Origin of the sequence: Peptoniphilus sp. HMSC062D09, from assembly GCF_001811425.1 — a bacterium.
Lineage (GTDB): Bacteria > Bacillota > Clostridia > Tissierellales > Peptoniphilaceae > Peptoniphilus_A.
Window position 1 is genome coordinate 1 of the sequence record NZ_KV804695.1, and the last position, 6,377, is coordinate 6,377.

At 35.5% G+C, this 6,377-nt stretch carries 5 protein-coding genes and 1 pseudogene; 4 read left to right on the forward strand and 2 right to left on the reverse strand.

Annotated features, from left to right (window positions below; all coding sequences use genetic code 11):
- Positions 1-396 precede the first annotated feature (396 nt).
- The 4 genes and pseudogenes from HMPREF2801_RS09375 to HMPREF2801_RS01725 all read left to right on the forward strand — a co-directional run bounded on the left by HMPREF2801_RS09375 (position 397) and on the right by HMPREF2801_RS01725 (position 4,459).
- Complete coding sequence (locus HMPREF2801_RS09375) at positions 397-534, forward strand: hypothetical protein (RefSeq protein ID WP_019034341.1); 138 nt, start codon at positions 397-399, stop codon at positions 532-534.
- Between the two features lie 69 nt (positions 535-603).
- Positions 604-2,274 (forward strand): group II intron reverse transcriptase/maturase, encoded by a 1,671-nt coding sequence (gene ltrA / locus HMPREF2801_RS01715; RefSeq protein WP_047199946.1) that lies wholly within the window; start codon positions 604-606, stop codon positions 2,272-2,274.
- An 88-nt stretch (positions 2,275-2,362) separates the two neighbouring features.
- A pseudogene (locus HMPREF2801_RS01720) lies at positions 2,363-3,757 on the forward strand (helicase); the annotation flags it as partial.
- A gap of 42 nt (positions 3,758-3,799) precedes the next feature.
- Positions 3,800-4,459, forward strand: a complete 660-nt coding sequence (locus HMPREF2801_RS01725) for a DNA-binding protein (RefSeq protein WP_070610287.1) — start codon at positions 3,800-3,802, stop codon at positions 4,457-4,459.
- Between the two features lie 92 nt (positions 4,460-4,551).
- On the opposite strand, the gene HMPREF2801_RS01730 is transcribed toward HMPREF2801_RS01725, so the two are convergent.
- Together HMPREF2801_RS01730 and mobC are read right to left on the reverse strand one after the other, a co-directional pair.
- Positions 4,552-5,883 carry a relaxase/mobilization nuclease domain-containing protein gene (locus HMPREF2801_RS01730; protein WP_029140974.1) on the reverse strand — a complete coding sequence of 444 codons (1,332 nt, stop codon included), beginning with the start codon at positions 5,881-5,883 and terminating at the stop codon, positions 4,552-4,554.
- Between the two features lie 5 nt (positions 5,884-5,888).
- Positions 5,889-6,239: a plasmid mobilization protein gene (mobC, locus tag HMPREF2801_RS01735; RefSeq protein ID WP_007895148.1), complete on the reverse strand. Its 351-nt coding sequence runs from the start codon at positions 6,237-6,239 to the stop codon at positions 5,889-5,891.
- Positions 6,240-6,377: the final 138 nt, after the last annotated feature.

Genomic DNA, 6,377 nt, shown 5'->3' on the forward strand with positions numbered 1-6,377 from the left:
GAGAATACCTTTGATGCGTACCTTTGGGTGCGACATGAAGTCGCTTAATTTAACTGTTTGGCAAAATGACCAAACCAACTATTCCGTTAGTTGAGCCGAGTATCGACTGCACTTAGGTGTGGTAAGCCGATATTAAAGTAGCCCTACTTGAGGTAAAACCGTGAGGTAATACCGAAACTACTAGCAACAAAGTGGTTAGGGAGCGAGGCTTGATAATATGGCTAACATATGTGAACTACTGATAAATGTCGTTAAGGCGAACAGGCTAAAGTTGCTGATAAGCCTGAACCAAAATGGTGTGTAGTCGGATAATCCTTTCCATAGTGAGATTACACGGACAAAAAGACTACCGGCAGAGAGGTAGAGCCTAAGTTATCAATGTTAATTAAGTGAAACATGGTAAGCCTGTACTATTGCCATAAGGCAAGGCAAATCGTAAGAAATGCTGATAATGGTGCAGGTAAAGGAGAATGGAAAAAGCGAATGCCATCTTGTAATGAGATGGATAGGGGTTCAAAATTTGCCCTAACTTGAAAGAGTGCAGACTTCCATTTGGTTTTTAATCACAAGAGAACTTGTAGAATTTTTGAAAGGAGAAAGCAAATGAACAGTAAAATGTGTGCTACTACTAACAGAGCTAAAAACTGGGAAAGTATAGACTTTTCTCTAGCAGAAAGCTATGTTAAAAAACTACAAATGCGTATTGTGAAAGCGTGGAAAATGAGTAAATATGGAAAGGTAAAATCTTTACAACATTTACTCACAACTTCATTTTATGCAAAAGCCTTGGCTATTAAGAGGGTAACTGAAAATCAAGGCAAGAAAACAAGTGGTGTTGATGGTGAATTATGGCTAACATCACAGGCAAAGTATAAGGCGATAGAAAAGTTAAATTTAAGAGGATATAAACCTAAGCCTCTTAAAAGAGTGTATATACCAAAGAAAAATGGGAAGAAAAGACCTCTCAGCATTCCTACAATGACAGATAGAGCAATGCAAACCCTATATAAATTTGCACTTGAACCCATAGCAGAAACTACTGCTGACCCTAATTCTTATGGATTTAGGGCAAAAAGATGTACACAAGATGCTATCGAGCAGTGTTTTACATCACTTAATAAAAAGAAATCTGCAAAATGGGTACTTGAGGGAGATATAAAAGGGTGTTTTGATAATATAAGTCATGAATGGATATTAAATAATATCCCAATGAACAAGAAATTATTAAAACTTTGGCTTGAGTGTGGATATATAGAAAAACAAAAACTATTTCCAACAGAAACAGGAAGTCCCCAAGGCTCACCAATATCACCTATTATTTCTAATATGGTATTAGATGGTCTAGAAAAAGCAATCAAAGAGAAATACCATAGAAGAACAGTAAATAAGAAAACATATTTCCCAAAGGTTAACTTTGTTAGATATGCAGATGATTTCATCGTTACAGGGGAAAGTGCAGAATTGCTTGAAAATGGTGTAAAGCCAATCATTGTAAAATTCTTGGCTGAAAGAGGTTTAGAATTATCAGAGGAAAAGACACTCATAACACACATAAATGACGGTTTTGATTTTCTTGGAGTTAATATTAGGATGTATAAAGATAAGTTGCTTACAAAACCATCTGATAAGAACTTCAAGGCTATTGTCGATAAAATCAGACGAATCATAAAAGATAATCCGTCAATGAAACAAGAAATTTTGATCAGAAAATTAAATCCAATCATTATAGGTTGGGTAAACTATCAGAAATATAATGTTTCATCTAAAGCCTTTGAAAAACTTGACTATGAAATATATAAAAGCTTGTGGACCTGGTGCGTTCGTCGACACCCAAAGAAAGGTAGAAAATGGATAGCTAAGAAATACTTCCATACCATTGGAAATAGAACCTGGACTTTCAGTGTAGCAACTGGCGACAGAATGGAAAATGGCGAGAAATACTATCTTCGTCTTAAATATGCTACAGACACTGATATTAAACGATTTACCAAGATACAAGCTGAAGCAAATCCATTTGATGAAAATTGGCAAATATACTTTGAAGAAAGAGAAGAGTTAAAAATACGAAACGAACTTAAAGGACGTACAGTTATAAATAGACTGTATAAAACGCAAAATGGAATATGCCCTGTTTGTGGAGAGAAAATAACTATTGATACAGACTTTAGAGTACATCAAACAATTCAAAATAACATTACCCTTAAAACTTTAGTACACCCTTGGTGTCATAGAAAATTGCATATAAATGATGAAGAAAACACGCTGGCTCTTTAATTAGGGCTTATAAAAACTTGAGCCGTGTGAGGGGAAACTCTCATGCACGGTTCTTAGAGGGGAAAGGGATAGTAATATCCCCGACCTACTCGACCAAACGATAGAGAATAAGCAGAAATTTATTTCTCAGATTATGACTTCAAAGACTCCTGTTCGTGTGGCGGAAGATGTGGACGAAAGCTCCCTTAACTATGCAGAGATTAAAGCCCTTGCCACTGGCGATCCTAAGATTAAAGAAAAGATGGATTTGGACAACGAGGTTACAAAACTTAAAATGCTTGAAGCAAACTATAAGTCCAATCGTTACAGATTAGAGGATAAAGTGTCGAAAAACTATCCTGAAGAAATCGCAAGAACGGAAAAGCTCATTGAAGCTGTAAAAAAAGATATATCCAATGTAGAGCCAAAAGCGGAAGGTGAGGAAAAGTTTACTTCTATTACTATTGCAGGAGAAAAGATTACCGATAAGAAATTAGCCGGAGAAAGACTGATTGAAGCTATAAAGACCGTAAAATTAAATGAAAGCAAGGTTATAGGTAAGTATAGGAATATGGATTTAGAGGTAAGTTACAACTTCTTCACTAATTCACATAACTTTAGCTTAAACGGTGCTGCAAAGCATTCGGGAGAGCTTGGAACAAGTGCGGACGGGAATATTACAAGACTGGATAACGCTCTTGAGAAAATGCCTGAGAAATTAAACAGGCTCGAAGAAAAACTTATCAGTACAAAAGAACAACTGGAAAATGCCAAAGAGGAATTAAAAAAGCCTTTTGAAAAAGCTGATGAGCTGAAAACTAAGATGTTAAGACTTGCAGAACTGAATAAGCTACTCGATATGGGAGAAGTGGAAGAAAAGAGAAATGACAATCCTCTTGTGGAAGATGTAAAGAGGGCGATTATTGACTTCTGCAACAGAGAGTATGAAGAAAACCACAGCTATGATGAGTTTGACACATTGTATCCTGATTTAAAACATATCGGTATCGCCTATACCAATACACCGGATGAAAGACATGGTATTCAGTATGAGCTTGATTTAGAAGCTAAAACATGGACACAGTATATTGATGATATGCCTATCAAAACAGAGAGCTTCGACTATGAAAACAAGGGAGAAAATGAAGCTCTAAGGAATATGAAAAATGAAATAGAAATGTCCTCTTTTAACGATTTGGTTTATGTTGATTCAGAAGATTTAAGAGCAGCAACGGGTCTTGATATTGACGATGAAGGCAACTTCTATGATCCACTTTCTAAAGACCTCGATAATGACGGTATTCCTGATAGATATGACAATGACTTTAAGGACAGTGATTATTTTGAGTCAACTTATGATGTGGAGGACAATCTTCATAGTAAAGAAGAAACCACACAAAAATCAGGTGATAAGCCATCTATTTTAGGACAGATAAGAGCCTATCAAAATGAAAGTAAAACAGAAGAAAAGCAAAAAACAAAAGAACAGGAATTTTTAAGATAAGGGGAGGGAAACCTCCCTTTTGCCATGAAAGGAGATAAAAACATGGATTACAAAACAATGAGAAATCAAATAGAAGATATGGTAAATGATAATCATAAGGACTTTGTAAAGGCGATTATAAGTATGGAAAAAGGTATCAACGATGAAAGTGCTTTGGATAAGCTCTATGAGGCTTATATGGACAATGACAGCCTTAATTTACTGCATGAGGAATTTGATTATATGATTGAAGATTTAAGGGAACAGGGGCAGATAAAAGACCTGCCTTATGCTCAGGAAGAAAAGGATAATCTTATCAATATTGTTGGAAATATCGTTGGAGAGGTTGATGTAGTTGAAAGGGAAAATAAGAACGGAGAAGCCTTTAAGGTAGCGAATTTCTCCGTAGTATCTAAAGATGATGAAGGGAATAAGGTCTATCATAATTGCTCGGCATACGGAGAAAAAAGCGATATTCCAAAGGACTTTAAGCAGGGAGATTTTGTTAAGCTCTTTGGACAAATCAGAACCTCCATTGATGATAACGGCAAGGAGCATAGCAACATCAGGATACTTTCTTCAAAGCTGTTAAAGGCAAAGGAACAAATGAAAGGACAAGAAGAAAAGAAAGAATCTGTACTTGGGGCTATCAAAAAATATCAGGCTGAAGATAAGGAAAAGCCGAAAGAAAAGAAAGAAGTAAGCAAAGAAGCTGAGAGATAAATTTACGGTCGGTGTGGTCTTAGGACTGCACCGACTATTTTTTTATTGGTCTTGAATTGCCAAATCAAGGTAGAAAAAGAGGAGAGAAAAAATTATCTCTCAATCTCCTTGCCCATGTAAATTCCATAGTTCTTTCGTATTTGATAAAGCTCGTCCATAGTAGATTTTGAGGAAGAATACTCTTTCATGAGGATATTCTTTTTTTCTTGCAGTTTATCAAGTCTATCTAAAATATTCTTTGAATTTGGAAGTTTAGAATAGGAGCTTTTCAGCTTGGAAAGAGCAGTTTCATAGAGCGTGATTTGCGATTTGTATTCTTCAAAAAATGCCTTGTCCGATGGATTTGCCTTATATTCTTTGTAGTAGGCTCGATATTTTTTAACAGTATGAACTTGTTCCATAGTATCAGAAAGTAGCTGCATGTCCTTATCAATTTCTTTGATTTTATCTTGTAAACCTTGTCTTTCTTCAGCACTTTTTTTGATATATTCATCAAGCTGTTTAACGGAGTTAATGCCATGTTCTCTGATGAAAATAACTGATTCAGCCATTGTATTAAGGTTATGTTTTGTTGCCCAATATTCATAACCTTTGCTCTCTTTCACTTTGGCATTGGTATTCATATTGATGACATTTCCTATTCGTTTTTTGACAGCAGGATCCTTAATAGCACTCCTTTCTGTAATACGCTCTTTTAATCTTTCTTCGGTATAATCTTCGCCAATCGTCTTAGACCTTGTAAATCTCTGATTATCTTTTGGCTTAAAAGCTATATGTTTTCCATGCTTTATTTCATAACCAAGTTCCGCCATTTTCTTTAGAAATTCTTCCCAATCTTTAGACTGTTTTATCAAACGATCAATGTCAAATTGAAGCCTGCTTTTCCAAGAATTACCTTTCTTAGATTGCTCATTTTCATACCATGACTTACCATTTGTTTTGTACTTTCTCTTATAGCTCTCGTAGAACTCATCAATCACAGAAAGGTTATTATCCTTGCATAGCTTATCGCTTTGATACCTGATTTGGTGGTAACTTCTCTTGTTGGACTGATAGCATTTGCCCGTTACCATATTTACATTATTAAATATGACGTGATTATGAATATGCCCTTTATCTATATGGGTAGATAAGACAAATTCGTACTCATCCTTTAATATCTTTTTACATAGTTCAAGACCGATTTGATGTGCCATTTCAGGACTTGCTTCTCCGGGTAAAAAGGATTGAATGAGGTGTCTTGCAAGAACAGTTCCGTTTGTTCCTGCATCATTTCGTGTTCTTAAAAATTGAGTATGAGCAGTTTCCTGATGGCATTTATGAGTGCTTACTAAGATTTGCTCATCTGTTTTTTCTCCATTAACAATATATGAAATGGCAAGATTAAGGGTTGATTTTATAGGATGTATTTTTGTAATAGCCATAAAATTTAATCACCTCCTGAAGTCCTGTTAAGCAGCAGGGAATGAATTTGCCACAACTCTTTTGAGAAATGTTCAATCTGCTTTTTCATATCGTTTATATCATCTTTGTAGATTATGCCGGTCGAATTTACACGCTTTGCAATCTGATTTATGTTGTTTGTAGCGTTGGAAAGCAAGCCCTGTAAATCTCTAAACGGCTCTAAATCCACTTGATATATTTCCTTTTCTAAAACGCATTTGCGAATAAAAAGGCTCATATTTCTACACTTAGCAAGTTTTCTTTTCTCCTCAAAAAGAGCCTTTTCTTCTTCGGTTAATTTAATTTCAAGTCTTTCATTTCGTATTCTATTTGCCATAGGTAAATCCTCCTTTGAATGTATTTCGGGGTCTTAGGGTACACCCTAACAAGTTAAAAATTGATAAAAAAAGAAGCAGATCCCAGAGGGCTGCTTCATCAATTTTTTCGTAAGTGTCCGTACACTTACTGTGCTTGC